Source organism: Pseudomonas deceptionensis, assembly GCF_900106095.1.
Lineage (GTDB): Bacteria > Pseudomonadota > Gammaproteobacteria > Pseudomonadales > Pseudomonadaceae > Aquipseudomonas > Aquipseudomonas deceptionensis.
The window spans coordinates 26,111-50,566 of the sequence record NZ_FNUD01000002.1; the positions used below are offsets into that span (position 1 = coordinate 26,111).

Annotated in this window: 21 protein-coding genes and 2 tRNA genes; 7 read left to right on the forward strand and 16 right to left on the reverse strand. The window is 57.9% G+C overall.

From position 1 onward, the window contains the following. Positions 1-332: 332 nt before the first annotated feature. Genes sctU through BLW11_RS00205 form a run of 11 tightly spaced genes read right to left on the reverse strand, consistent with a single transcriptional unit; the run spans position 333 to position 10,480 of the window. Positions 333-1,430, reverse strand: a complete 1,098-nt coding sequence (gene sctU, locus BLW11_RS00155; RefSeq protein WP_048360139.1) for a type III secretion system export apparatus subunit SctU — start codon at positions 1,428-1,430, stop codon at positions 333-335. Then, positions 1,427-2,224, reverse strand: a complete 798-nt coding sequence (gene sctT / locus BLW11_RS00160) for a type III secretion system export apparatus subunit SctT (RefSeq protein WP_048360140.1) — start codon at positions 2,222-2,224, stop codon at positions 1,427-1,429. Before sctT ends, sctU begins: the two co-directional genes overlap by 4 nt. Before the next feature lie 13 nt (positions 2,225-2,237). Next, positions 2,238-2,498, reverse strand: a complete 261-nt coding sequence (gene sctS, locus BLW11_RS00165) for a type III secretion system export apparatus subunit SctS (protein ID WP_048360141.1) — start codon at positions 2,496-2,498, stop codon at positions 2,238-2,240. A gap of 7 nt (positions 2,499-2,505) precedes the next feature. Continuing rightward, complete coding sequence (gene sctR, locus BLW11_RS00170) at positions 2,506-3,159, reverse strand: type III secretion system export apparatus subunit SctR (protein ID WP_048360142.1); 654 nt, start codon at positions 3,157-3,159, stop codon at positions 2,506-2,508. Then, positions 3,156-4,166: a FliM/FliN family flagellar motor switch protein gene (locus BLW11_RS00175; RefSeq protein WP_048360143.1), complete on the reverse strand. Its 1,011-nt coding sequence runs from the start codon at positions 4,164-4,166 to the stop codon at positions 3,156-3,158. The genes sctR and BLW11_RS00175 overlap by 4 nt, the downstream gene beginning before the upstream one ends. After that, positions 4,163-4,603, reverse strand: a complete 441-nt coding sequence (locus BLW11_RS00180; protein ID WP_053069549.1) for a type III secretion system HrpP C-terminal domain-containing protein — start codon at positions 4,601-4,603, stop codon at positions 4,163-4,165. Before BLW11_RS00180 ends, BLW11_RS00175 begins: the two co-directional genes overlap by 4 nt. After that, positions 4,600-5,028, reverse strand: coding sequence for a hypothetical protein (locus BLW11_RS00185; protein WP_048360144.1), 429 nt, complete (start codon positions 5,026-5,028; stop codon positions 4,600-4,602). Before BLW11_RS00185 ends, BLW11_RS00180 begins: the two co-directional genes overlap by 4 nt. Beyond that, on the reverse strand, positions 5,015-6,373 hold the full coding sequence (locus tag BLW11_RS00190; protein WP_048360145.1) for a FliI/YscN family ATPase: 1,359 nt from the start codon (positions 6,371-6,373) through the stop codon (positions 5,015-5,017). The genes BLW11_RS00185 and BLW11_RS00190 overlap by 14 nt, the downstream gene beginning before the upstream one ends. After that, positions 6,370-7,302: an FHA domain-containing protein gene (locus BLW11_RS00195; RefSeq protein ID WP_241486127.1), complete on the reverse strand. Its 933-nt coding sequence runs from the start codon at positions 7,300-7,302 to the stop codon at positions 6,370-6,372. The genes BLW11_RS00190 and BLW11_RS00195 overlap by 4 nt, the downstream gene beginning before the upstream one ends. Then, positions 7,299-9,392 (reverse strand): type III secretion system export apparatus subunit SctV, encoded by a 2,094-nt coding sequence (gene sctV / locus BLW11_RS00200; protein ID WP_048360146.1) that lies wholly within the window; start codon positions 9,390-9,392, stop codon positions 7,299-7,301. The genes BLW11_RS00195 and sctV overlap by 4 nt, the downstream gene beginning before the upstream one ends. Next, a complete protein-coding gene (locus BLW11_RS00205; RefSeq protein ID WP_241486128.1) occupies positions 9,389-10,480 on the reverse strand; it encodes a TyeA family type III secretion system gatekeeper subunit in 1,092 nt (363 codons plus the stop codon). Before BLW11_RS00205 ends, sctV begins: the two co-directional genes overlap by 4 nt. Positions 10,481-10,750: 270 nt before the next feature. Here BLW11_RS00205 and BLW11_RS00210 point away from each other — a divergent pair, with 270 nt between their 5' ends. Continuing rightward, positions 10,751-11,290, forward strand: coding sequence for an RNA polymerase sigma factor (locus BLW11_RS00210; protein ID WP_048360148.1), 540 nt, complete (start codon positions 10,751-10,753; stop codon positions 11,288-11,290). Between the two features lie 193 nt (positions 11,291-11,483). Here the strand turns inward: BLW11_RS00210 and BLW11_RS00215 are convergent, their stop codons facing one another. Further along, on the reverse strand, positions 11,484-12,701 hold the full coding sequence (locus BLW11_RS00215; protein ID WP_048360149.1) for an MFS transporter: 1,218 nt from the start codon (positions 12,699-12,701) through the stop codon (positions 11,484-11,486). A gap of 172 nt (positions 12,702-12,873) precedes the next feature. Here BLW11_RS00215 and BLW11_RS00220 point away from each other — a divergent pair. After that, a tRNA-Met gene (locus BLW11_RS00220) sits at positions 12,874-12,950 on the forward strand. Positions 12,951-13,086: 136 nt separating this feature from the next. Here BLW11_RS00220 and BLW11_RS00225 read toward each other — a convergent pair. The 3 genes from BLW11_RS00225 to BLW11_RS00235 form a co-directional block, all read right to left on the reverse strand. After that, on the reverse strand, positions 13,087-13,431 hold the full coding sequence (locus BLW11_RS00225; RefSeq protein WP_048360150.1) for a cupin domain-containing protein: 345 nt from the start codon (positions 13,429-13,431) through the stop codon (positions 13,087-13,089). Positions 13,432-13,613: 182 nt separating this feature from the next. Next, positions 13,614-13,689 (reverse strand) — tRNA-Phe (locus tag BLW11_RS00230). Positions 13,690-13,809: 120 nt separating this feature from the next. Continuing rightward, complete coding sequence (locus tag BLW11_RS00235) at positions 13,810-15,210, reverse strand: FAD-binding oxidoreductase (RefSeq protein ID WP_048360151.1); 1,401 nt, start codon at positions 15,208-15,210, stop codon at positions 13,810-13,812. A gap of 137 nt (positions 15,211-15,347) precedes the next feature. On the opposite strand from BLW11_RS00235, the gene BLW11_RS00240 reads away from it, so the two are divergent. After that, on the forward strand, positions 15,348-16,064 hold the full coding sequence (locus BLW11_RS00240) for a GntR family transcriptional regulator (protein WP_048360152.1): 717 nt from the start codon (positions 15,348-15,350) through the stop codon (positions 16,062-16,064). A 14-nt stretch (positions 16,065-16,078) separates the two neighbouring features. On the opposite strand, the gene BLW11_RS00245 is transcribed toward BLW11_RS00240, so the two are convergent. After that, positions 16,079-19,285 carry a hybrid sensor histidine kinase/response regulator gene (locus tag BLW11_RS00245; RefSeq protein WP_241486129.1) on the reverse strand — a complete coding sequence of 1,069 codons (3,207 nt, stop codon included), beginning with the start codon at positions 19,283-19,285 and terminating at the stop codon, positions 16,079-16,081. A 235-nt stretch (positions 19,286-19,520) separates the two neighbouring features. On the opposite strand from BLW11_RS00245, the gene BLW11_RS00250 reads away from it, so the two are divergent. The 4 genes from BLW11_RS00250 to BLW11_RS23675 all read left to right on the forward strand — a co-directional run bounded on the left by BLW11_RS00250 (position 19,521) and on the right by BLW11_RS23675 (position 24,444). Beyond that, complete coding sequence (locus tag BLW11_RS00250; protein ID WP_048360154.1) at positions 19,521-20,096, forward strand: fimbrial protein; 576 nt, start codon at positions 19,521-19,523, stop codon at positions 20,094-20,096. 66 nt (positions 20,097-20,162) lie between these two features. Next, positions 20,163-20,858, forward strand: coding sequence for a fimbrial biogenesis chaperone (locus tag BLW11_RS00255; RefSeq protein ID WP_048360155.1), 696 nt, complete (start codon positions 20,163-20,165; stop codon positions 20,856-20,858). 33 nt (positions 20,859-20,891) lie between these two features. Further along, positions 20,892-23,525, forward strand: coding sequence for a fimbria/pilus outer membrane usher protein (locus BLW11_RS00260; protein ID WP_048360156.1), 2,634 nt, complete (start codon positions 20,892-20,894; stop codon positions 23,523-23,525). Beyond that, complete coding sequence (locus BLW11_RS23675) at positions 23,518-24,444, forward strand: hypothetical protein (protein ID WP_048360157.1); 927 nt, start codon at positions 23,518-23,520, stop codon at positions 24,442-24,444. The genes BLW11_RS00260 and BLW11_RS23675 overlap by 8 nt, the downstream gene beginning before the upstream one ends. Positions 24,445-24,456 lie beyond the last annotated feature (12 nt).

A 24,456-nucleotide genomic window follows, 5' to 3' on the forward strand; every position in this document is an offset into this window, starting at 1 on the left:
CTCGAATTTATTGGCTAGTGGCAACTGAGTGACACTGAAAACGCTACCGGTTCCCTCATGCCTAGGGGGTGTTCTCAATCAGTTTGCGCGCCGCGCCGGGTCTGCTGTTGTGCAGGGCAAGACGCGAGAAGCGTAGTTTGGTCATTCCAAATAAGCTTCGAGCAACGCAGCCCTGCGCAACAGCAGGCCCGGCCCTTCGGGTTGTGCCTTAAAGCGGGCCATGCTGCGTTCCAGGCCTTGGCAAGGGAACAACCATTACCAGCGGCCTGCGCCTTGCCTGGCCCGCTTTAAGGCACAACGCGGCGCGCAAACTGATTGAGAACGCCCCCTAGTCAGAGGCGATCCAGCTCAGGCAGCTCTATCGTTCCACGACGCGCGTCATCATCCAGTTCACGCAGAATGCGGTAGATATGGGCAACGGCCTGCAATGTCTCGCGGCCAATACAGTCGCCGACCTCTTCGCGATACAGCGTACGGGCCAGCCAGACACACTGGATCACGGGGACATCCGCCGCCCTGGCCCTGTCGATCATTTGCCGCGCCTGAGCATCGACCCCTTTTTCGAGCAACATCGGCAACAGTGTTTGTGGGGGGCGGTAATACAGTGCAACAGCAAAATGAGTCGGGTTGACCAGCAACATGTCGGCCTCTTCCAGCGGCAGTGGCTTGGCCGCCGGCGCTTCATGAGCCAGCTCTTGGGCCAGCTCCCGGCGCATCATCTTGACGTGGGGGTCACCCTCCATGCCTTTGTATTCCTTGACCACTTCGTCGTAGGTCATGCGCATGCGCTTGGCAAAAAAGTATTTCTGCAAAGCCCAATCCACCAGCGCGAGCACCAGCAACAGGCCAAGGCAGGTATGCAACAAACGCCGAAACAACACGATCAACGCCTCGATGTAGCCCGGTAAATCACCGTTGGCCAACCCCACCAGCACGCCCAGGGCCGGGCCAATCACCCGGTACAACACAAAGCTGATGCACAGGGCCTTGAGCACGCCCATCAGCATGTTCATCAAGGACTGGCCCGAGAACATCTGCTTGGCCTGATTGATCGGGTTAAGCCGGTTAAAATCCGGCGTCAGGGTCTGGGGGGCAAACAAAAATCCGAACTGCAGCCAGCTGCTGATCAACTTCATGGCGATCGCGATGCCTGTCATCAGTAGCGCGAACCCGAAAAACACCTGAACCGCCTGGACTGCGATCTCTTGCAGCGAACGGACAAAGGGTTGCCCCATCAGTGACACGGGCAACATCAACAGTTGCTGAAGGCGTTGCATGCTGCTCTGGGCCGAGGCCAGGGCTATTTCACTGATGGCGGTCAGGGCCAGCAGCTTGCCGATGTCCTGGCTCTGCGCGACTTGCCCTTTTTGCCGTTGGTCCTGAAGTTTTTTGCTGCTCGCATCGTACTTTTTTTCACCGGAGTCGCTCATGGCCAGGTCACCTTGAACAACTGGCCGAGTGAATGTTTGAGGTCGCCCAACAGTCCCATGCGCCCCACAATCAATGCCTCAAGCAACTCCAAATACAGCAAAAGAAAGCCCAGCCCGGCCAGGCTTTTAGCGGGCATCGACAACACAAAAACCTGCAACTGCGGGCTGTAGAGGCTCAACAGGGAGATGGCGAACTCGATCATCAGCAGCAACGCGATAAACGGCGCCGCGTACAGCAGCATATGGGTGAAGGTATCCCCGAGCAGACCTAAAAAGACGTCAAAGCCATCCTCTGCCAGCGTCGGAAGCCAGAGTGTGGGCGGCCAGATCAGATAGCTGTCCCAGATCACTTGGGTCAGGCTGCCTAACCCCAGCGTGACAATCAGCAAAAAGATGCTCAGTTGTTTGAACATATGCCCGATGGGTGTGGCATCGGGGCCCAACAGCGGGTTGAGCTGCCCTGCGATCAGGGCCCCGCGCTGGTTGTCCAGTAACGCCCCGACCGACTCGAACAACCAGAAGGGCATGGACAGCAACATGCCCAGCAAAAAGCCCAGTACAGCTTCTTTGAGCAGCAACCCGCAAAGCGCCAGCATGCTGTAATCCAGCGCCGACAAGTTGTGGTAAATGCCAGGGGCCGGGATCAATGCCAGTGAAAAAACGATGGCATGACGAGGCATCCCGCGCACATGTTGAAAGCAAAATGCAGGGACCAGAAAAAAGCAGGGATACAAGCGCGCCATCGCAATGGCGAGGCTTGGCAAGTACTCAAGGATCGGTATGGACGGCGTCATGGCAGGGCTCCCTTCAACGCGTCGATCGTGCGGCAATGTCGAAGGTGAGGTTGAACAGTTGAATCAACTCGACGCCGATCCAGCGCCCCGTCAGCGCCAGCGTGATCCCCACGGCGACCAGCTTGATACCGAAGGGCAATGTCTGGTCCTGGATCTGCATCAAGGCCTGGACCAGTGATGTCAGCACCCCCGCGACCACCGCCACGATCAGCGGTGGCGCAGACAGCACCACCACCAGCAACATGCCCTGTTTGAACAATAGAATCGAGTCCATAGGCGCCTCAAAGGAAGGACAGAAAAAGGCTGTCGAGCAGGCGTGTCCAGCCGGACACAAGCACAAACAGCAGCAACTTGAGAGGCAGTGAAATCGTCATGGGCGAGACCATCTGCATGCCCAGGGCCAGCAGCAGATTCGACACGATCAGGTCGACAACAATGAACGGGATATAGATCAGAAAACCGATTTCGAACCCGGCCTGCAACTGGGAGAGCACAAATGCCGGGACTAGTAGAATCAGGTCATCGCGATTGACCTGTTGCGCCATTTCCTGCGGCCACAGCCGCGCTGTGTTTTCCAGCAGATGGGTCAGCACATCGGGGTCTGTGTTGCGCACCATAAACCCCTGCAGGGGCTTCACGGCTTGCGCTCCACTGTCCTGCAAGGTCTGCAAGCTGCTCAGGTCGACCGGCGACTCCTTGAGGATGCGGGCGGTCTCATAACCCACAGGCGCCATCACAAACAGTGTCGCTGCCAGGGCAATGCCGTAAAGCGCAATGCTCGGCGGCACCTGCTGCACGCCGATCGCATTACGGGTGATCATCAACACGATGCAGATTTTCAAAAATGCCGTACACACCACCAGCAGCAACGGCATCAATGACAACCCGCCAAGGAAAAGCGCGAGCAGGAAGGGATCAACCCCTTGGACCGTCATTGTGAAAAACTGATGCGCGACAACTGCAAGCCGAGACGCCCGTCGACCTCCACCAGTTGACCGTGGCCAATCTGACGATTGCCGTAATAAAGCCCGGCCATGCCTGCGCCATAACCCTCAACGCCCAGCACCATGCCGGGTGCCAACTGGCGCAGCTCACCCAGGCTCAGTTTGAGTGCACCGCAACGAACGCTCATCTCCAGCAACAAGCCTTCAATCGGCTCGTCCAGCGCAGGCGCCCCGCCCGGTTCATCAATCGGTGCAACGCCCGTGCTCGTAAAAAAAACATCATCCATCGCGAATTCCTCAACAGAACAAATATTCAGGCGCCTGCGCCCGCAGCCATCATCAATCTGCGTATACAGCTTGAGCCGCCCGACCCTCAACGCTCCAAAACCGTCGGCGCTGTACCCGGGGCACTCCAGCAGCAACACGTCACCGGGGCGAACCGTGCGCAACTGCTCAATCGCCAACTGCAAGTGCCCGAGCACTATCGGGATCGAGACCAGAAAGCCCTCGCACAGCGGCGCCTTGATTGCCTGCCACGCCCCCGCGTCATATAGCGCCAGCAGGCTTTGCGCTGGCATCGTCAGCCGGCCGACACTGCGTGATTGCCCTAGCACCACGCTGACGCGGCATTCGAAAGTGCCCTGCTGTACATCGGCAAGGGGTCGCAGGTAACCAAAAAGCCCGGTTAATTGCGGGCTCAAATGCTGCTGAAAAAGACCCCAAAACCATGAGTCCGGATCATTGCCGGTGTCTGCCAGCACCACCGGGCATTCGCCAAACAAGCTGAGAATGGCGGTGCAGTCAGTGAACGTCATGACGCCACATCCGCTTTCAAAGGACAGAGACACACCTGAATCCGGGGCCGGGCCGGGCTCAAGCACAAGCTCCCCGACCTCGTCGGCTACCCGGAATAGAAAACGCAAGCCACGGCCCAGCCGGCGATATGCCGCGACCACCAGACTGTCCTGCTGAGGCAAACAGATTGCCGTTGCAGTCATCTGCGCACCCCCTGCATCAGTTCCAACCTGACGGGCTGGCCCAGCCGGCGCGCCAGGCTTTGCTGGCAGCGCTGCAGCTGGCCTGCGAGCCATTGGCCGGTGTCGGCGCGCTCGGCATCCAGCCAGACACTCCACCCCTGACGTTCTTGGCGTGCACTGACCGTGATCCGGCCACAACGAGCCAGGCAAATCACAAACTGCAGGGGCCAGTGACCGCTCCCCCCCAGGCGGGGCATCAACTGCTCGGACATGGCCTGGGCAAACTCGGCAGCTTGCGCGGTGTTTTCCAGGCGTGTATCGGGCGGACTGCCCTGGCCACCCGGCACCAAAAGCGCGTTGAACAGCTTGCTGTCGGCTATGCGCCTCAATGGCCCGGAGTCGCGCGGGTATTGGCGAAGGTCCGCACGTTGCGGTGTGAGCACCGATAGCTCGGTCATAGGCCTTTCTGCACCCATAGCGCGGATAACTCCCGAAGTTTTTCCACTCCCCGCTGACACTGCGAGGCGTGCTTGCGCGCATGTTCAACGTCGATCACTTCCCGCCGCTGCTGATCAAACAACAACTGCAGGCGTTGTTCTTCACGGGCCGTTTCGGCACATGCCTTGCGCTCCGTCTCGCCCCAGCTTGTCAGGGTCTGCAGTGACACAAACTGCCCCTGATGCCGGCCCAATAATTCGGTCCGTTGCAGGGCTTCTTGCTGACGGGTCTGTTCGACCTGCACCCGGGCCAGCTCGATACGCACGTCCAGCGCGCGCTGGGCCACCAGCGCTTTTCGCAACTGACGCTCAGCCCGCTCGGCCCGATATCCTCGCAGGCATTGCAGGGCTTCTATTTCGCACTGAGGCACTTCAGGCAGGTACATGGGCAGTCAACTTGCTGAGCTGGTCCAGCGTTGCCAGAAATGGCGTGGGCTCACGCAAGTCCTGACGAAGAAAAGCGTCTACCCGCTGTCGACTTTCGACGGCCATGTCGGTCAGCGCATCGTTCCCCGCCTGGTACTCACCCAGCTTGAGCATCAACTCGATCTGCTGATGGGCAGACAGCAAACGCCTTAAAGACGTCATGCTCTGCACATGGCCGGGGGCAGCCACATTGCTCATGATCCGGGACAGGCTGCCCAGCACATCAATCGCCGGATAGTGGCCGCGCTCGGCCAGTTTTCGTGACAACACAATGTGCCCGTCCAGCAAGGAACGGACTTCATCCGCAACGGGGTCGCTCATGGAGTCCTGCTCGATCAACACGGTGTAGATCGCAGTAATAACCCCCTGCTGAGTCAACCCTGCGCGCTCCACCAATCGCGGCAGCAAGCTGTAAACCGAAGGCGGCAAACCACCACGCCCCAGCGGTTCACCTGCTGCCAGGCCGATTTCACGCTGGGCCCGGGCAAAGCGCGTCAGGGAGTCGATCAACAATAAAACCCGCTGCCCCTTGCTGCGAAAACCTTCGGCCAGAGCGGTTGCCGTAAAGGCTGCACGCGCCCGCTCCATACTTGAGCGATCAGAAGTCGCGCACACCAGAACAGCTTTAGCGCGCAACGCGTCGTCCAGTTCATGGTCAAGAAATTCGCGCAACTCGCGGCCCCGCTCACCAATCAGCCCAAAGACGATCACATCGCAATCGACGTTGCGGGCGATTTCAGCCAGCAGTGTGGTTTTGCCACAACCGGCCCCGGCAAAAAGCCCCACCCGCTGACCTTCGCCCAACGTCAACACACCATCGATTGCCCGCACCCCGGTCGATAATGCGCGGCAAATACGCGGCCTTTCAGTGGCCAGTGGCGCTTCGCACAGCACCGCACTGGCAGCCTCACAAGGCGGTAGGGCGAAGGCTCCCCACCCGCCGCCGGTGAGTGGCCGACCAAATCCGTCCAGAACCTGGCCCAGCAATTCATTGCCGACACGAACCCGATGCGCCCCTCCCAGGCGTTTAACCGCTGCCCCTGCACAAATACCTTCCAGGTTGCCAAGAGCACTTAGCATTGCGTCCTGCTGATCAAATCCGATAATTTCGGCGAGCACCCACGCTTGGCCCGACGTCTCGACCTGACATAAGTCCCCGATCCGGGCATGCAGTAAACGGCATTGCAGCAAGATGCCATTGATCCGCTGCACTCGGCCGTACAGGGTCACCGGCGCAAAATCGGCCAACCGGGCTGACTGGCCCTGCCGCCAGGACTCAAGCCTTTCTTGAATACCCTTGCTCACCACTTCACCTCGTACCGCTGTTTGCCTTCAAACAGCAACCGGTGATTGTCGATAACAGTCAGTCGCAAGCCGTCGACTTCATCACCGAAAAACAGGCGGCGCCCGTCTGCCAACACCACATGGGCCTTTGGGCCGCCGATGATCTGAACGATCCGCAATGGCAGGTCCGAGTTGAGCGCCTGGACCTGGTTGAGGATCGGCACTGTCGTCTCAAACTGTGCCGAAAAGCGGTCAAGCATCCGTGAAACCAGTGCCTGCGACTCTTTCGAGACTTCACCGCCGAGGGTGATTTGATCGCTGGCGAGCTCAAGGCTGACCTGGTGGCCCAGCTCGCGCTCGATCAACATTTTACGTAACTGCTGATGCACCTCTGCGGGCGTCGCGAGCTGACGCTTGTCACTGGCAGAGGACTCTTCCCGGGGCGGTGGCATCACGTCATTGGGGGGCAAGACCATCCCCCCTGCCACCGCCAGCGGCACCAGCACCAACAGTGCGCAGATCAGCCCGGTTTTCCATCGATTCACCGTGGGGGCGGCCCGCTCATTGACCGCAACTTCATTCGACGTGCCCGGCACATGAACAGGCTCCTGCAACCAGAAGCTGTCGATGCTGGCAATGCAAAGCCGGATACCGCCAATGGAGAACTCGACCCTGGGCGCCAGGTTTGCAATGCGCGCCAATACAGCCCCGCACTCGTCCTGCAAAAGACCTTGCCGGGCTTGTACCTGCCATCGACCGTCAATGCAGAGCAGTTGAGCGTGCTGAGCCTCAATACCGGGGTCGTATAACTCCAGGTCAGCCTCTTCGCTGGCACCGATGCACCATTGATCACCGAACAATGGCAATGCCGCACCTTGATGCAGGCCGCTTAAAACCCGCAGCTCGAACATCTCGCCCGCGTTGTCGGTCGGTACGCCCTGATGACTCAAGAGACCGCCTCACGCAACAGCCCTTCGTATTCAAAATCAAACCGGCCAAGCACTTTCACCTTCGCCGAGCCCATCAATTCGGCAAACGACATGACCGGCACATGGTTGAACTCATCAAACAATAAAGTGCGTAAAGGGCTACGCAGATCCTGGGCGACCAGCATTACGCTTTTTTCGCGCAGCCCCGGGGCAAAGGCATCCTTGAGCTGCTCCACCAATTGGGTGCTGTGCTCGGTGTCCAGGGCAAAGAAAACTCCGGTCTGGGTCTGACGCAACGCCTCGCGCAAGATGTTTTCGGTGTGGGGCGACAGCAGCCAGGCATGAAGCCCGTCGAGCTCACTGTGCAGGTGATAAATCTGAGACTTCAGGGCTATGCGCGCATAGTCCGCGAGCGCAATCACTTCACGCTCGTGCTGCCCGTGCTCGGTCAGTGCTTCGACGATCAGGCGTACGGCACGCAACGGTACCCCTTCACTGGCCAGGCGCTGCAGTACGCCGGCGAATCGGGAAAGGGGCATGATGCGTTGCAGCTCTTGCACCAGTTCCGGCTGGCTTTGCTCGAGCCAGGAGAGAATGGATTTGCTCTCCTGAATACCTAAAAACTGCGGCCCGCTGATCATCATCGCTCGCCGTGCGCGCTCGATGATCAAGGTATGGGCACTGAACGACTCGACGCTCTCCTGGGCCAGCACCGGGTTATCGGGTTGCAGCCATAACCAGTCCAGCTCATCCCGCGACTCGCTGCCCCTGAGCGCCTCAAGGGGTTCGCCCGGCACGCTGGCGCGCCTCACCGCCCTGCGCTCACCAAAGGTGGCCTTGAGCACCGGGGCCTCATGCACACAAAAACGGAACTCATCCTCACCAAGCGTGGGGCTGTATTCGATTTCAAATGGGGGAAGCGTCAAGCCCACGGTTGTGACGATGCTGTTACGCAACTGGCGAATGCCGCGAATCAGTTGCGTGGTTGGCTCGAGGTCCTGATGGGCAGTTGCAAACTGCAGTAAATAAGGTCTGGATGGATCAAAGCTGCGTAAATCCTCTTCGCCGTTTTGCTCTGGAGCGAGCTGCGGCACTTCGACGGCCTGCGGCGCCTCTGCCTTCCTGCTGCGCAACCACAGGTGAAGCCCCAGGCCAAAGGTACCCAGGGCAATCACGATAAACACCAGGGTCGGCATTCCCGGCAACGCGGCGAACCCCAGCATCCCGGCCGAGGCAACCATCCAGCTTTTCGGTTCGCGGGTTATTTGCTGCCCTATCTGCACCCCGACGTTGGTGCTTGCCGACGCGTTGTCGGGGGCGACCCGGGTGATGATCATCCCCGCAGTCAACGCAATCAGAAGGGCCGGTATTTGCGCGATCAGACCATCACCGATGGTCAATACCGAATACAGCGTGATGGCATCCGCCGCACTCATACCATGCTGCAACATGCCCGTGGAGACCCCCCCCAGGATGTTGATCACCACAATGACCAGACCTGCGATAGCGTCCCCCTTGACGAACTTCATGGCCCCGTCCATGGCCCCGAACAACTGGCTCTCCCGGGATAACTCGTCGCGTTTGTGACGGGCCTGGGCCCCATCAATCAGCCCGCCGCGCAAATCACTGTCGATGGACATCTGCTTGCCGGGCATCGCATCCAGGCTGAAACGCGCGGAGACTTCCGCCACACGCTCAGAGCCCTTGGTGATCACCAGAAAATTGACGATGGTAATGATCAGAAAGATCACCAACCCGACGGCGAGATTGCCCCCCACCACAAAGTTGCCGAATGCCTCGACAATGTCACCCGCATCCTGCTCCAGAAGGATCAGACGGGTCGTTGCAATGGACAACGCCAGACGAAACATTGTGGTCAACAGCAGGAGCGAGGGGAACGAAGAGAACGCCAGAGGGCTCGGCAGGTAAAACGCCAGAACGATCAACAGGCAGGAAATACAGATATTGATCGCGATCAGAATATCTATTAGCCACGTCGGCAGCGGCGCGATAAAGATAAACACGATACCCAGTACAAACACCGCCCCCAGAGCCTCCCCCCCTTTGGCGACGTTCGACAGGCCTTTGTTGAACCACTGCACAAGTGTCATCGAATGGGCCTCGACAACCCGGGCCACAGTTGCGCAATACCCTCGGCCTGAGTGTGTTCCCCCATCAACGCCAATAAAGACTGGAGCGTGGCCTGGCGGCTTTGCGGATCACCCCATACCGCCAGCGGCAGCTGCTGAACCAGTGAATAGACCTGGTTCAGGGAGACCAGTTGGCCAGAAAGCCCTTCCTCTCCCAACTCCCGGCTCAGGTCCTGAATCTCGCCGGGATCGGTGCCGATACTCGCGTACCCCAACAAGCGCTGCAGCAAGGCCACGCCAGTGAGTTCACCCGCCGGCTCACGGGCAGGCGAGCGCTCGATAAACTGGCGACAACCGTGCAGGATGCTGCCCAGTTGGCCGCAGGCCTGTAGCCCCAGGAGCAAGGTACGCAACTTGTCTGTCGGTACCGACGGACGATACGCAGCGATGTCATCCGCTAGGGCCCGGCCCATCATGTTCAAGCCGGTATCGACCCCTTCTTCGCCGAGCAACCCCAGCAATGCCTGCGTGATGCTCACCAGCGATTGCTTCATCACCACGCTGGAGTAATACAGCGTGCGAACGGCCTGACACAAAGACGCATCACCATTGGCAGTCTTCAGCGCCCGGGCAATGTTCACGCCTGCCTGGATCTGCCGCAGAAAACGTACCTGCACCTGCTCTTGAAAAGCCTGTGCCTGAACAGCATCCGGCACTCGCCCTTGTGCATGCGCCTGGGCCGTCACGTGCTGCAGTACAACATAGGTACGGGCCGGATCGTCACCGGTCAGCGCCAGCAAACTCTCGACACTGGGCCTGGACATGAGCTCCTGACGGACTTGCCGGGTCAACTGCCCCAGGCTGACCTGAGCGGGATGCCCCAACTGCTCATACAACTCGTTGAGTTGCTGAATACCCTGAACTTTCAGCACCGGGGTATCCGTTCTCAGATTACGTCTGGACTGGACTTTGCTGCTGCTCTCGACCTGCTGGCTGAACAGCATGCCGACTTCCTCGACGGCATTTTGCTGGGATACCTGCGGGGCTTGCGCTCGGGCTTCCCGCAGGGAGACAAGCGGGATGGAGACCGACGTAACATCGTTTCGCACGTCAACTTTCATAGAGATGCCATCAAGGAAGTTTCGAGTACCTGTGTGGTCGTCCACAGGCAAACGGTTCCTTGGTCGTTCAGCGGCATCTTTTGTGAAAAAAATGGCACAAGAAAAAAGCCGCCATGCAAAAAACAGCACTGAAAAGTCGCGAACAACAATAAATTTTCATAAAAAACAGACAGATAAAATCTGTCCGTCATTGGCACAAGCGATGCTTAGCAGGTCCTCGTCGAAACTATTTCGACAGCCTTCACTCGAGGATAAAGAATGAATCACTTGGATGATGTTTTAGCGCCTACCCTTTTGCCCCCCCCATGCGATCCGCTGGACCTGTCGCCAGAGCTCCAGAAAAAACTGCGCATGTTTATTCATAAACGCGTCCTGAATCCGGAAGATGCAGACGATATTTTTCAATTAACCTGCCTTGAGGCCTGGCGCAGCAAAGGCCGCTTCAACGGCCAGGCCGCGCTCAGCACCTGGATGTGCGGCATTGCGCAAAACCTGATCCGCAGTCACTTTCGCCGCCTGTACGCCAAGCCAGTGCATTGCGAGTTCGACGAGATGATGTGCCATGAGGAGAACTGCGCCCAGGACCCGGGCGGGCAGTTCGAGGTCAGCCGGCGACTTGAACTCACGCTCAATGCCATCAACCGGCTGCCGACTGAAATGCGCAATACGTTGTATGCATCACTGGAAACCGGGGGCAGCTACCGAGAAACGGCCAGTGCCCTGGAGATACCCATCGGTACGGTTCGCTCGCGCATCTCTCGTGCACGCGAACAACTCAAGATTGCGACCCACTGCTAGAGCTGCCATGGGCCATATCAGCACTGCCGTTTTGAACGGGTGCGCAACAGGGAAGTTAGCCCTGCTTTTAGGTGAGATTGAGCCAGTGAACTGTCAGTCGCATGATTGTGCTGCCAGCCATGGGGCTACTGTTGAGGTAGCCCATGGTTGAAGGCAAACAGCACCTGGGCCGGTGCCGGTACGACTGGGGCGTTTAGACTTTTTTGGTGCGCGGCAGCAAGATGGCCAGCACGCCGAACAACGGCAGATACGAGCACAGGCCGTATACATACTCGATGCCATGAATGTCAGCCAGATGGCCGAGCAAGGCTGCACCAATCCCGCCGAAGCCAAACATCAAACCGAAGAAGATACCGGCGATCATCCCCACATTGCCCGGCACCAACTCCTGGGCGTACACCACGATCGCCGAGAATGCCGACGCCAAAATAAACCCGATGATGACGCTAAGAACACTGGTCCAGAACAGGTCGGCGTAGGGCAGCAGCAAGGTGAACGGCGCGACCCCGAGAATCGAGAACCAGATCACCGCCTTGCGGCCGATACGATCACCGATCGGGCCACCAAAAAACGTACCCGCCGCGACAGCGCCCAGGAACAGGAACAAATACAGCTGTGAAGTAGCGACCGACACGTCGAACTTCTCAATCAGGAAGAAGGTGTAATAACTGGTCAGGCTCGCCATGTAGAAATACTTGGAGAACACCAGCAAACCAAGCACCACCAACGCACTGAGTACGCGCTGCTTTGAAAGCCCGTGGGTAGCCTTCTGCCCGGCTTTGAGCTTGAAGAGGTTCAAGTGGTTACGGTACCAGCGGCTGATGACATACAGCAGCCCGACCGCGAACAGCGCAAACAGTCCGAACCAGGCAACGTTGCCCTGGCCAAAGGGAATGATGATCGCTGCCGCCAGCAATGGCCCAAAGGCTGAGCCGGCATTGCCACCGACTTGAAAGGTTGATTGCGCCAAACCGTAGCGCCCGCCCGAAGCCAGTCTCGCCACCCGGGAAGCTTCCGGGTGAAAGGTTGAGGAACCGACCCCCACCAGGCCTGCTGCCAGCAAAATCAGCGGAAAGCTGCCGACTTGCGACAGCATCAGAATCCCGATCAGGGTGCACACCATACCGGCCGGCAACAGCAACGGATTCGGATGACGATCGGTGTAGTACCCCACCCAGGGCTGCAACAGTGAAGCGGTGAGCTGAAACGTCAGCGTAATCAGCCCGATCTGGGTAAACGTCAGGTCATATTTGGCCTTGAGCATCGGATAGATCGACGGCAGCACCGCCTGGATCAAGTCATTGATCAGATGCGCCAGCGCCACGGCACCGATGATGCGCATGACGAGCGGGCTGGACTGAGGGGTTTGCGAAGCGGTACTTGTTGTTGTTTGAGCGTTGCTAAGAGCCATAAGAGTTTCCGGACATCAGGTGAATGCGCGCTTGCAGGTGCTTCAATGTGCCATTTTTTTACAACATATTGCCATCCAAGCGCCGGAAAACCTTAAGCAGTTGATAGGACAAAGAATTTTTTAAGATATTTGCTTGACACATGTCCATTACGAGGGAATAATGCGCGCCATTGGCTACATAGCTCAGTTGGTTAGAGCATAGCATTCATAATGCTGGGGTCCGGGGTTCAAGTCCCTGTGTAGCCACCAAACGCTTGTTTACAGATGTCTCCATGAGTCTATAAACAGTACAAGAAGCCCGCCTAGTGCGGGCTTTCTTGTGTCTGGGGTATTCGTTTTCTCACGCCATGCCCCCGCACAGCCAACTCGGAAATCGGACACGGGCTTATTCTTGCCTGACAATATCGACCGATATCTCCACCGCCTGAATCGCCCCTCTGTTTTCTAGCCAGTGCGTGGTGTGCCTGTCCTCGGGCCAGCCGACACCCGGGCCATAATCCGTGGCGACACCATTACGATGGTCAGTTATCACTCCGTGCAGAATGTAGACGGTGCCTGGCCTGTCTATATGGTTGTGAACCGGCCCAAAAACGCCTCCAGGCTCAATCGTCACCATACGCATGCGAAGCTGGCGCCCTGCCATTCCCTCGATCTCAGGGCCCAGGTCAATGGCGGCAAGCAGTTTGACCGTCACGCCTTTCGTTTCAGGTGCCACCTGTTCGTTCCTCATCGCGCCCACCTCTTTGTAAGGACAACGCCTTACTGAAAGTAGACACCCTAAAAGGCGTAATGAGTGGCGAGGCGACAAAGGGTTGTTCATCACAAGAATGGACAGAACGGGTTTGCAAACATCTGCAACGACCACAAACAAAAAACCCCCGAGGCCGTGAGGCATCAGGGGTTTTGGTGTTGTGGTGCCCAGAGACGGAATCGAACCGCCGACACGGGGATTTTCAATCCCCTGCTCTACCGACTGAGCTATCTGGGCAAGGGTGCAATTAAACGTGTTTTACACTCGGGACGTCAATCAACAAATAAAAAAAAGATCAATAAATACCTGTGCTTACGATTATCCGTTATTTGAGAAAGCGCCCCCGCCAGCCGAGCATCAAGCCTCAGGCAGAATTTTCCCCGGGTTCATCAAGCCCAACGGATCGAGTGCCTGCTTGACCAGACGCATGACGCCGAGTGCGGCACCATGCTCAAGAGGCATGTACTTTATCTTTCCCGAACCGATGCCATGCTCACCGGTGCACGTGCCTTCCAGGGCAATAGCGCGCTCTACCACACGCTCATTGAGCGCTTCGGCCTCAGCCATTTCAGCCTCGTTATCCGGGTCGACCACCAACCCCAAGTGGAAGTTGCCGTCCCCCACATGCCCGACCATGCCGACGAAAAAAGAGACCCTGGCCACATCTTCAGCGGTTTCGGCAATGCATTGGGTCAGCGCCGAAATAGGTACACATACGTCGGTGCTCCAGATCCGCGCATTCGGGCGCATGGACTGCATCGCATAGTGAACATTGTGCCGGGCGCGCCACAGCGCATTACGTGCATCTGCATCGGCGGCTGCCTGAAACCCCAGTGCCGCGTTGCTTTCGACAAGTTCCCGCGTTAGTTCGACCTGCTCGGCCACACTGGCCGGGGAACCGGCGAACTCAAAAAACAGCGTCGGCATCTCGGCCAGCCCCATCTGCGAGAAGCGGTTGACGGCCTGCACCGTGCGCGCATCGAGCAATTCGACCCGTGACACCGGGATGCCGTATTGGATGATGGACACCACCGAGCTGACCGCCGCGGCAATCGTCGGGAAGGTGCAGACTGCCGCACAGATGGTTTCCGGGATGCCGTAAAGGCGCAGCGTGACTTCGGTGATGATCCCCAGCGTGCCTTCCGAGCCGACAAACAAACGCGTCAGATCGTAGCCTGCGGCCGACTTTCGCGCGCGGCCGCCTGTCTTGATCACCTGGCCATCAGCGAGCACTACGGTGAGGTTCAATACATTCTCGCGCATGGTCCCATAGCGCACTGCATTGGTACCTGAAGCACGGGTGGCCGCCATGCCGCCCAAGGTGCTTTCACCTCCGGGATCGACCGGAAAGAACAAACCAGTGGTGCGCAGTTCGGCATTGAGCTGCATCCGGGTGACGCCCGCCTCTACCGTGACATCCAGATCATCGGGACGCACAGCGATGATTCGCTGCATGCGGCTCAGGTCGATACAAACCCCACCCAGAGTGGCGCCCACATGCCCTTCCAGTGAAGTCCCCCCGCCAAAGGCAATGATCGGCACCCGCTGCGCTGCGCAGAGTTTTACGATGGCCGCGACCTCGGCAGTGGACTCGGCGTAACACACCGCATCCGGCGGCAAAGACGGGTGGTATGACTCACCGCGCCCGTGTTGCTCGCACTCGGCACGGCTGGTGCTTAGTCGCTCACCGAGAAGCTCGTACAGGGCATCGAGCAAAGTGGGCATGGAAGAAGGCTGAAGCGCTTGGGTAGAGGCCATGGAAACGTCCATATTATTGTTGGGGGACGAATCTAAGGTACAACAACTAGTATACAAGTTTAAAGCTGCCGTTCCGTTATCATGGCGATCCCACAGCCTTGAGCCATGGCTCGGCGAAGAAAACCTGCGTAGACCCGATGAGCAAACCCGTAGAAAAATCCCTCGCCGTGCGCCTGGCTGACAACATCCGTGAAGCCATCGTCTCGGCACGGCTGGATTTGGGCGAAGCGCTTTCCGAAGAGAGCCTGGCTGCCGCCTTTGAAGTGAGTCGCACGCCGGTGCGCGAGGCACTGGCATTGCTGCAAACCGAAGGGCTGGTAAACGTGGTGGCCAAGTCCGGCAGCTACGTGTTCAGCCCGAGCGAAGACGATATTGTCGAGCTGTGCGAGCACCGTGTGACGCTCGAAGTCGAGGCCTCGCGCCGTTCGCTTGAGCGCAACCCTGAAGCCACGCTGCAAGCGATGCGTGACGCCCTGGCGCAGATGATCAGTGCGCTGGAGCAGGATGACCGACTGAGTTATGGCGCCGCCGACACTGAGTTTCACTTGAGCTTTTTCAAGTACAGCGCCAATCGTTACCTGGTGGATGCCTACGAACGAAATCTGGGCCGTGTCGCGGCGTTGCGCACGCACCTGGCCCGACGCGCCCGGCATGAGCCGGACCGTTCGTTCAATGATCACCGTCGAATGATCGAGCTGGCCGAGACGGGCAAATATGGCGCCCTGGCGACGCTGCTCAGCCGCCATATTCTGCGAACCCGCGAGAGCTACATCGCGACCCTGCGTGAACGCCAGGAGCTGCAGGGGCAGAACAGTGACCGGGTGGAGAAGATGCGCCGCAAGCTGCGTTTGTAGCGAGCGGTCGCCCCTTATTTGTCCCCGGGATTCAACTCCCCATCAACCAGCCTCGACACTACGTTATTCAAGCGCTGCAACAACGCCTTGATCCCACTGGAAGACTCGAGGCTCAAGGGCTCATTCAACAACGCGTTCTCGCACTCATTGCAGGCCGCCGTCAAAGTGACGGCGCCTACCGTGGCAAATGAACCATGCATCCGGTGCACATGGCCGACCAGTTTCGAAGTGTTGGCTTCCTGCAAAGCCTGTTGCGCCTTCGCCAGATCCTCCTGCATGGTGGTGATAAACAACCGTTGCATCATCGGCGAAAGCGTAATCCAGCCTTCAAGATCATCCGCCGGCAGGACCGCAGCAGGAACCTCCAATGCGGGTAACTGCCCCCGTGCAGATTGCGGGCAGTAGGCTGACAGGGTCTGACGCAATGTTGTCAGGCTCAAGGGTTTAACCAGCCACACATTCATCCCGGCCTCCAGGCATTGCTCGCCTTCTTCGCGCAAGGCATTGGCGGTCACGCCAATAATCGGCACTTGCGGATCCAGCTCACGCAAGCGACGTGCGAGCTGATAGCCATCGAGTCTGGGCATATTCACGTCAGTGATCACCAGATCGAACGAGGCCTCGTCCCAGCGCAGCAATGCTTGCACGCCATCTTCTGCCAACGTCACTTGAACGCCCAAAGCCTGTAGTTGCTCCTTGAGGATTTCCCGGTTGATGGGATTGTCTTCGGCAACCAAGACGCTCAACGCCATGTTTGCAACAGGTTCGGCCACGCTGGCGGTCACCTCCGGTACGGTTCCCCGCGCCACCTGCATCAAGGTTCTGGCAATGGCCCGGATGTCATGGGCATTGACCTCCCAGCCTCGAGACGTTCTTTGGGGCAGGCTGCGGCCCGACGCCGTCGCGATCACTCGCTCACCCTGCCATTGCGACGCCTGCAACGGATCCGGATCGACATCCAGAAGTATTGCGTTGCTGTCTTTAGTCTCTGACGCCGGTAACACCTTCGCCCGCGCTCCCCAACGACCTAGCCAGTCAATCAGGCTCTGGCCGACATCCTTGAACGGCGCGTGGACATAAATACTCACTTCATCAAGATCAATATCAGCACTGTTGACCAGCGACCCGCTAACGATGGGCAGGCGTATATGCAGTGAAAAACTGCTGCCCAGCCCAGGCTCACTGACCACCCGCAAGTTAGCGCCCATCAATTCGCTCAGTCGGGAGCAAATGGACAAGCCCAGCCCGGCGCCACCTGCACGCTCGCTGCCACCCACCTGGGAAAAAGGCTTGAACAGGAGCGATAGCTGCTGCTCGCTGATTCCGACGCCGCTATCCGACACTTGCCACTGCAGCGACACATGGCCCGATTCAATATCCGTCACCTTCAGCCTGAGAACCACTTGGCCGGAGTCAGTGAACTTGATTGCGTTACTCAGCAAGTTGTTAATGATTTGCCGGATCCGCACGGCATCCCCGCACAAAAGAGCCGGCAGGGTGGCATCCGCACAAGCGAATATTTTTAAACCTTTATTGCTCGCCGCGGCAGAGTAACTGCGCACGGCATCCTCGAAGACATCCAGAGGGCTAAAGGTTTTGGTTTCTACCGCCATTTGCCCGGACTCGATCTTGGACACGTCCAGCACATCGCTGATCAACTGGAACAGGACGGTGGATGAGCGCTGAATGGTTTGCAGATACTCGTGCTGACGCCCATTAAGCGGCGTGAGTTCCAGCAACTCGATATTGCCCAGCACACCGTACAAGGGCGTGCGAATCTCATGGCTCATGGTGGCCAAAAACATGGTTTTAGCTTTGCTGGCTTCATCGGCCGAACGACGTGCCTGCTCCATCAGGTTAGCGTCGTCTACATGCCGCGTAACGTCGTTGAAGCCACAGAGCACTACGTCCTTGCCTTTGTAACGGGTGAAGGCGAAACAGGCCTGGAGATGACGCCCCGCCACCTCAATCTGAACCTCACCCGGCTCCTGCGCATCATAATCGCGCTTCAACAGGGCGATCAGTTCTGGGGTGCCCTGCCATTCGTGCGCCCGCTGGTTTTCCAGCAAGACGACACCGGTACCGCGCTCGACCACACACAGCCCAACGGGCGCGCTATCGAGCATGACCCGGCTGAACTCTTCACTTTCGGTCAGGGACTGGCTGGCCCGCTGGGCGGGTTCAATGATCTGGGCTCGATACCAGCGGTTGACGCGCCAGCCGATCAATACAAACAGCAGGAGCAGACAGACCGCGCCCATCACTGGCCAGATCGCATAGCCGAAAAAGTTCTGATAGCTGGTCGCGTACAAACCAATCCAGGGCTCGGTGCCACCGGAGCTCAATTTAAAACGCAAACCATCGCGGGTAAAACTCAAGCCCAATGGCAGCTTGCCCACCTGCGGATCGTCTCCCAGCAGCACGTCACCGGCTGGAGAGATCAGGGTCAGACGACTGTTGGTGGGGCGCATCAGCAAGCGCTTTTGATCACTGACATCGCTGACATCCACCAATGCGGCGAGCACCACCGTGCCGTCTTCGTCAGGCGCGGGCATAAAGCGCGGGGAAATATCGACGCCTATGGCGCCCACAATGTACTTGTGGTTCTGGATCAAGTCGGGGGGCGCTCTTAACCAGACCAAGTGTTCGCTGTTTATCGCATCACGAGCAGGCACAAGTGCATCGTGCAAACGCTTTTCAACTTCAAAAAAATTGCTTTTAAACAGCCAGGCATACTCGCGCGTGTCATCGATGCCAGGCACGGCGATGGTGAACTGATTGGCAGGGGAAAAAACAAACACTTGCGGTGCCGAGTGGTAGGAGTTGGACCAGTAAGCCGCAAAAAGGTCGGTCAATTGAACCCCGAATGCGTAGGCACCCTGCATGTTGTCGGGCGTAAAACTGCCACGCTGACTCACCGTAAACGGCAGTGACTTGAGCGTGTCGCTATTCAAATACAAACGCTCATCGCCCTGGCGCATCAACTCGGTTTGTACACGTGGCTTGATATCCATCGACAAGTTGTCGCTGGCCTGACCATAGCTCAGGGCGGCAGTGCGCAAGAACCCCTTGTGCTCATGAATGCTTTCCATCAGCCGCGCGAAATCGAAGTCGGTCTTCTCCCATTCCTCCTGCAGCACCCGGTTAACCGCCCAATAACTCATGCTCACCAGCAACAGGGCCAGCCATATGAGCAGGAACATCAGTTTGTGAAGTCTCATTGAACTCAGTGCCAGTGCACCGAGACGTACCTTTGCTTGCTTCATGATTAAGTGCCGTTGGTTTCGCTGGCAGGAACTGCAGGCCAAGGATACAGAGAGAAGCAGAACAGGAATCGTCTGATGGGGCTCGCCTCCTCCAAATTGCATCCTGTGCACCACCTGCTACGGCAAGCCGTGAACAGGGAGCAATAAATAATGGATATCACACACCACTTGTTTGTAGAGGGCTTCTCACATGTTTCAGAAAATGGGCAAATACACCGCACTGTGCGCGTCATCGCTGCTGGTCATGATAGCTGTTAACGCTCACGCGGCAGATGGTCAGGTTGAGTTCACCGGCAGCATCAACGACAACGCCTGCACCATCAACAGTGGGGTTCTGAAGACTTCGGTTGATATGGGCCAGGTTCGTATCGCCGACTTTGCCAATACCGTTGGCTCTACTGCAGGCTCTACACCGTTCTCGGTCTCGCTGGAAAATTGCAGCACGTCCACCCTGAAAAACGTTTCGATCAAGTTCAGCGGCCAGCAATCGGCAACGGATGACACCGTTCTGGGCATGAGCGGGGCGAACCAGGTGACGGGCGTAGGCATCCAGATCAACGACGCACGCACCGGCAGCAAACTGCCGTTGAACACAGCCAGCACCGATTACGTGCTGCGCCCTCAGACCAACACCTTCGACTTTACGGCCTCTTATGTGCGCCTGGTGGCGGACACCGCGGCCGTACCTGAGGGAGCCGCAGCCGTACGCGGCATCGGCACCGGTAAAGTCAACGCTCTGGCCAGCTTCGACGTTACCTACAAGTAACCCATGTGTTTAACGCCAGAGCTCGCGCCAATCGCGAGCTCTGGCGTTAAACCGAGGACACCCGTTATGCGTTTAAAAGTTGCAGCCTTTCTGGCATTGGCAGCGGGCTTCTGGCTGCCCCAGCTTCAGGCTGGCGTCAATGTGGCCTCCACCCGCGTTGTGTATCAAAGCAAGGACAAGGAAGCCAACCTGGGCCTTTCAAACTCGGGCGACGACGTACCGTATCTGGTGCAGTCCTGGGTCAGTCCATTTGATAACAAGGATGAGAGCGCGGATGAATTCATCATCACCCCGCCGCTGTTTCGCCTGGATGCCAACAACCAGAACATCTTGCGGATTATTGCCACCGGCACGCAGAACCTTCCCAGCGATAAAGAAAGCCTGTTCCTGGTCAACGTAAAAGCGATTCCGGCCATGAGTGCCGAGCAGAAGAACAAGAACGTCCTGCAGATTGCGCTCAAGACCACGATCAAACTGTTTTATCGCCCCACCAACTTGAAAGGCTCTCTGCCGCAAGCCGTGGAACAACTTCAATGGCGTGTCGAAAACGGCAAGCTGAGTGTGCATAACCCGTCGGGTTTTAACGTGGTGGTCAGTGAATTACTGATCAACAACAGCGCCAGCAAAGACATACCCGAAGTCATCAGGCCGGGCAGCACCGTCACCACCGGCACACCGCTGAAAAACAGCGACACGCTGGTGCTCAGCTACATCAATGAATACGGCAGCACGGTCAAGGCCGCCCCCGTCACCGCGCATTGATCACTGGATGACAACACTGAAAGGACTCCCCTCATGCTGCGATTGCGCATGTGCGCCTTCGCGCGCCAAAAAAAGTATTGGAACACTCTGATCCTTGGTGCTGTCGGCTTCACAACGACCGCCGTTCAAGCGGGCTACAGCTTCGACTCTTCCTTTCTGGAAATTGGTGGCGGCAACGCTACGGCCGAAGTGTCCGAGCAGGTCAAATCCATGAGCCAAGGGCAATTGCCCGGTATTTACCGTGTCGACCTGTCTGTGGATAACCGCCTTGTAGAGCAACGCGACCTGCGTTTTATCCGCGAAACAGCACAGCAGACATCGACCCCCAACGGCCTGTTCCCCTGCTTCTCTCTTGAAGCCATGACTGATCTGGGCATCGATCCGACGCGACTGAAAAACGCTGATATCAGCGTCGACAATTGCGTGTACTTCAACCGTGACCTCGCCGGTGTCACTTACAACTACGACTTCAACAAACAGCTCCTGGACCTGCAAGTGCCCCAGGCGTACATCGGCAGCGTGCCGTTCGCAACGCGCCGCAAGGGCTGGAGCGATGGCGAGCAAGTAGCCTTTGCCAACTACAACTTTTCCGGTAGCCATTTCGAAACCCAATACGGTAACCGCCAATCCCAGTTCGGCAGTGTGCGCAGCGGAATCAACAGCGGAGCCTGGCGCTTTCGCAACTTCTCGACCTGGCAAAAAAGCACCAGCGTCGACGGCAAGTGGAACTCCGTGGACACCTATGTCCAGCGCGACCTGGGTAACCTGATGGCCATCGCCACGATCGGTGAAAGCTCAACCGACAGCGATTTGTTTGACTCTATTTCGTATCGCGGCGCGGGTATTGCCTCGGATCTGGACATGCTGCCCGATGATTCGCGCAACTTCGCCCCCGTCGTACGCGGTGTGGCCAACGGCCGCTCACTGGTGACATTGCGCCAGCGCGGCTACGTGATCAGCGAACAGTGGGTACCGTCCGGCCCGTTTGCCCTCAAGGACCTGTACTCGACCTCGGGCAACGGCGATATCGAAGTCACCATCGAAGGCCCCAATGGCGAATTGCAGGTGTACACCCAGTCGTTTTCTTCCGTGCCGTACATGCTGCGCGAAGGGCAACAGAGCTACGCCGTGACTGCGGGGCAATATCGCCCGGCAGACGGCACGCTGAATCAACAAGCACCCGGTTTTGTACAAGGCACCTACCGGCGCGGCTTGACCGATGGCACCACCCTATTCGGCGGCACCGTCATCAGCGAGCAGTACCGATCAGCGCTACTGGGCTTTGCTCACGACTTTGCGGGTTTCGGTGCGATTTCCCTGGACGTGACCCATGCCATCAGCGATGACATGGGGCCCGGGAGCGAGACCCTGTCGGGCCAGTCGTTTCGTTTTCGCTATTCCAAATCCATCGACCTGACAGACACCAACTTCAGCCTGATTGGCTATCGCTATTCCACCAGCGGTTATTACAGCTTCAACGAGGCCATCAACGCCCGCGCCAACGACTCGCTCGCCCCTTATATCGATGAGGCGGTCAATGACAGCGGGGTGTTTTCCCCCTACATCAGCGGCCACCTGAAAAGCAGTTTCAGCGCCAACGTCTCGCAGCAATTCGGCGACTGGGGCGGCATGTACGCCAACCTGAGCAAAACCGATTACTGGAACATGGCCAAGAGCAACACCTCGATGCAGTTGGGCTACAGCTTCAGTGCCGGCAGCGCTTCGTACAACCTGGGCCTGGCGCAGAGCAGCGGCATGGGCAGTGACGTGCGCAGCGTGTCACTGAGCGTGAGCATCCCGCTGGGTAATCCGGGCACCAGCAACAGCCGCATCGGTTTGAGCACCAACCAGGACTCAAGCGGCAATGCCAGCCGCTCGGCCACGTTCGGCGGTTCTCATTTTCAAGACAACGCCCTGTCCTACAGCCTGGGGGTGAATCAGCAAGTCAGCGACCAGGAGCGCGTGCTCGGCGGCTCGGTGGCGGCCCGTTACAACGCGGCCAATGCCATTTGGCACGGTGCTTACAACAGCGATCAAAACATGCGCCAGACCGACTACGGCGTAGAGGGTGCGCTGGTCGCCACCGGTGACACGCTGATGTTCACCCAGCCCTTGGGCGAGACCAACATCATCGTTGCCACGCCCGGCGCCGCCAACGTTGGGGTGCGAACCAAAAGCGGGGTTAAAACCAACAGCGGCGGCTACACGATCATTTCTTCGGCGCAGCCTTACCGTAAAAACCGCGTGTCGCTCAATACCGATTCGTTATCGGACAACACCGATATCGAGCAACTGGTTCAGGAGGTGACGCCCAATCGCGGGGCCTTTGTTCTGGCCAATTTCGAAACCCGCAACGGCCGCCGACTGTTGCTCACCATCAGCTCAAGCAATGGCAAGCCTGCACCGTTTGCCGCCGAAGCCATGCTCTACGGCCCTGACGACAGATTGCTGAGCAGTGCGATGGTGGCCGACAAAGGCCGGGTATTTTTGACCGGCGTGCCCGACAAGGCGCGGCTGCTGATCAACGTCAACGGCCAGCCCTGGTGCGCCAGGGATCTGGACCTGAACGCACACACCCTTCCAGAAGCGGGCATCGGACAACTGCATATCAGTTGCGATGCCCGATTGACCTCAACTGACAAAAATCAAGGCACTCCCGATGCATAACCAACGGCAAAAAAAGCCCAATAGATTACTTTTCGGTTTTGGGCTGCTGTTTTTTCTGATCCTTAGCATTGCCTGCCCACAGGCATTTGCGATTGAAGGCAGCATGGAGTGTCGCGGGCTCGGGACCGGCTCAGCGACGAATTTCACTAATCTCGGTAATCTGCAACCCAACGAATCCTTCCGCGTTTCCATGTCTGCGAATTGCACGGCAGTGCGCACGTTCGCGAGCGGAGCATCACTGGGGCAGTTCAATCGTTACCTCGTCGGCTCAGCAGATGACGTAGCTATCTTTCACACAAACTCGCAAAAAATTGTCCCTTTACAACAGCCCGGCTACGTAGGACCGGTGTGCCTACCATTAACCTGCACCCGATTAACTGCGGGTACGCCTTTTATATATGAAGTGTTAGTCATAGGGCGTACGGGCTCAGGATTTGGCAGATACGAGCTCGCAGTGTTACTCAATACCACCATGATCGGTTCACCCACCTACAACGAACATCTTCAGTCATTTGACATCACGTACACCGTAGCTAAACCCGGCTGCAAAATGGTGACGAACAGCACCCTGGACCTGCCATTCGGCACATTGAGCAGCAACGACTTTGCGACCTCACAGCAAATCGCAAACATTACAATGAACTGCCCCGACGCCTCTCAGGTAACTGCAAGCCTGAGTCCCACGCAGAGTTCTACCGGCGCAGCAGGTACCAGCTATACCACGCTGCCCCAGCTGTTGATGGTCGCCACTTGGGCCGATTACAACTCCGCCGTGAACTTCAACGTTCCACGCACATTTGCGTTCACAGCGGGCACGAACACTATTAGCCTGGGCTTTCGCCCAAAGCTGATATCCCCTGACGCCACGCCGAGCGGAAACTTCTCCAGCCAGTACACCCTCAACATCACCTATCTCTAATCAAACTCGGGA